Below are 3,105 nucleotides of genomic sequence, written 5' to 3'. Positions count from 1 at the left end.
TCTCCGACGATCAGCAAAGAGTTCGCCTTGCGGATTCTATCGGCAAGTTCCTGAAGATCGTCTATCGCAAAAGGTCTGGAAAGAGCATCCTTCATCGTGGAGTGGATATCGATCTTGTGACCGGGAGCAACGTCTATGATATTACCTGCGACAGAAAGCTTCAGCGCACCGATCAACGGATCGTCAAGTTTGAGGAGCTCAGTTTTTAAATCATCGTAGATCTCCAGAAGATTGTCATTAGACATCTTCTTTATATCTCTAAAGGCATCGCTATCACCAAAGAGTGGTTCAAGTACTTCACCGACCTTTCGGCCGATGTCTATTGGAGTATCTGACCAGTCCATTTCCGCGACTTCTTTCATGAAGGTTCTTACTACTTGCTTTTTCTCTTCCTCTCCGGCATGGTTCTGGTCAAGAATCCTGAGAAGGCTGTTTAGATTGCAGGGAATACATCTGAGATCTATCTTCATTCAATCACCTCACAATGAATTATACAGTGTTTTAGTAATCGCAACCTGTGTTCATTTGACATGCAAACTACATCTGCAAAAGGCCTATCAGGTCAACCGTCAACGGTTCTCCGTCATCCGAAATCAGCAGACTGGCAAGAGCTTAAGTGATGCGCGAAGAACATCGCCGGAAGTGATGCTACCATAAAACACTAGACGCAAGGCGCCGAAAATCATCGGCGGTCGCAATGCCGCCTGCGGCAGGACGCAAGGCTGGCAAAGGTCACGCCAGGTCGCAATGCCCGCTTCGCGGGGAAGATCTACGTAGCCAGTCTGCTTCGCATGCCAGTTCCTACTGCTTCGGGTAAAGAACCAGTCTCCGCTGATCATTACTGATTACAACGTTTCCCGTCGATGCTAACACTTTCGTGACAGGATGCTCAAAAGAAATGAAAGTCAGAGAATTCGATCGTGTGCAGTGCGAGAAAGAATGACTATGTTAAATGGCTCTTCGGTTATTCTGAAAGCAACACATGTCGTCATTCTGACAATGCTCCTAGTCAGAATCTCGGTCTTTTGGGTGAAAGGACTGTTCTTCCCAGCGATCAGCGGGTCTTCGTTCTTAGGGGATGACTGTTCTTAGTTGCGAGATCCCGTACAGGAGCACTACGGAATGACAATTAAAGATTATTGCGAAAAGGCCATATCCCGTCATTCTGACAATGGTCCTAGTCAGAATCTCGGTCTTTTGGGTGAAAGGACTGTTCTTTCCAGCGATCAGCGGATCTTCGTTCTTAAGGGGATAGCTGTTCTTAGTCGCGAGATCCCGTACAGGGGCACTACGGAATGACAATTAAAGATTATTGCGAAAAGGCCATATCCCGTCATTCTGACAATGGTCCTAGTCAGAATCTCGGTCTTTTGGGTGAAAGGACTGTTCTTTCCAGCGATCAGCGGGTCTTCGTTCTTAGGGGATGACTGTTCTTAGTTGCGAGATCCCATACAGGAGCACTACGGAATGACAATTAAAGATTATTGCGAAAAGGCCATATCCCGTCATTCTGACAATGCCCCTGGTCAGAATTTCTGTCTAAAAGCCGCTGTCCGCTTAGGAGCAAGAACCCGCTGAACGCTTATGAAAAACGTTAGCCAGTCAACAGTACACCGTCCTCCGTTGAGAGGATAAAAACCAGATCCCGAAACAAGTTCGGGATGACAGCGAATGGTTATACCGAAAACCGTTTCGTGATAACGATGCGAAAAGTCGCCCAAAACTACCATCGTGACGACAACGCTTGGTCATTCCGAAAACGCCTCATTCCGTCATTCCGACAAATCTCCCGGTCAAAATCTCGATGCTATTGCTTCACGGCTCTCCCCGGCGAACGTAGAACCGCTCAACGGCGAACCGGTTTCAATCTGCTCTTTCGAGCCCCCAACTACGGGCTTACAACTCACAAGTTACAACTGATCTTTTGCTCTTTCCAGCGTTAAGCGTCTCCTAGCAAGCGGTGATCGGCTCTTCTCGGAGAACGGAGAACCGCTCAACGGCGAACCGGTTTCAGTTGGCTCTTTCCAACGCCCTACGTGCTATCGCAAACCACGTTATATTCGAAAACCGAGATCCCGAAACAAGTTCGGGATGACAGCAGATGGTTTTCCCGAAAACGCCTCATTCCGTCATTCCGACAAAGCTACTGGTCGGAATCTCGATGCTATTGCTTCACGGCTCTCCCCGGCGAACGTAGAACCGCTCAACGGTCAATCAGTTTCTCTTGCTCTTACGGACCTCCAACCACCAACCTCCAACCCCGGCCTTTTTTACGACAATTCACAACTCACAACTTGCATCTGATCCCTTGCTCTTTCCTCCCCCCTGCCTGAAGCCCCCAATTACGCTTGTTACAGAGGATGATATAATTGTTATGAAATGCAGGAGGTGTAAGCTGTGTATTACAGATCAAAGGAAAATGGGATTTTCAATTTCAACCTCTATTCAAATTACAAGGCAGTAGGGAGTCGGTACATCGCTACACGTCCAACGGAGCAAGAGGATGTTGTTGAAGAACTAAACAGCGAAGATGATGCAAAGCTCTTTGAGGAGTTTATATGGGCTTCTCTGCAAAGAGTTCGAGATTATATCGACTTCAAGGATTTCGATAGTTTCTGTCACGGTAGAAGATAGCGAGGTTTGAAGAAAGAACGAGCAAAGCAACGGAAAACATAAGATGATGTAAATAAATTCGCATAGTGTACTTTCATAACCTTCAGGAGTGTATAATAGCAAAGACCGACCTAATAGGGTTTGGAAGAGGAGGTAAACAATGGAGTTCATCTTTCTTTCTGTTGTTGAATGCGAATTTATGAAACTTAACCAACCTCAAAGTGTGAAACTTCATTCGTGTGAAGACTCACTTCGCTCTCTCCGCGCTCGTCGTCGTTGCTTCTAAGGAAAGTCTTTCAAAGCTAGCATCCCTCAATTCCAATCTCGGCAATCATTTGAGTACGACCGTTATTGACCTGCGATTTTTGACAATAATTCCACAAATACTCACGATTCTATGGAGGTGGGAAATATGTTTAGAAAGGGTTTTGTTGCCCTAATTGTTATTCTTTTTGTTGGATTTACGGCGTTTTCACTGACTTTCGAAGTGTC

The 3,105-nt window shown here is 46.2% G+C and carries 3 protein-coding genes; 2 read left to right on the top strand and 1 reads right to left on the bottom strand.

The features are described 5' to 3' along the window. On the bottom strand, positions 1–470 hold a 470-nt coding region (locus BG32_RS00910; RefSeq protein ID WP_121526235.1), incomplete at its 3' end, for an ARMT1-like domain-containing protein. A 622-nt stretch (positions 471–1,092) separates the two neighbouring features. On the opposite strand from BG32_RS00910, the gene BG32_RS15455 reads away from it, so the two are divergent. Together BG32_RS15455 and BG32_RS00895 are read left to right on the top strand one after the other, a co-directional pair. Continuing rightward, complete coding sequence (locus BG32_RS15455) at positions 1,093–1,299, top strand: hypothetical protein (protein ID WP_183084253.1); 207 nt, start codon at positions 1,093–1,095, stop codon at positions 1,297–1,299. A gap of 1,098 nt (positions 1,300–2,397) precedes the next feature. Further along, on the top strand, positions 2,398–2,634 hold the full coding sequence (locus tag BG32_RS00895) for a hypothetical protein (RefSeq protein ID WP_006486683.1): 237 nt from the start codon (positions 2,398–2,400) through the stop codon (positions 2,632–2,634). Positions 2,635–3,105 lie beyond the last annotated feature (471 nt).

Origin of the sequence: Mesotoga sp. HF07.pep.5.2.highcov, assembly GCF_003666285.1 — a bacterium.
Classification (GTDB): domain Bacteria; phylum Thermotogota; class Thermotogae; order Petrotogales; family Kosmotogaceae; genus Mesotoga; species Mesotoga prima.
The sequence above is the reverse complement of the archived record's forward strand: the minus strand, read 5'-3'. Positions and strand labels throughout refer to the sequence as shown.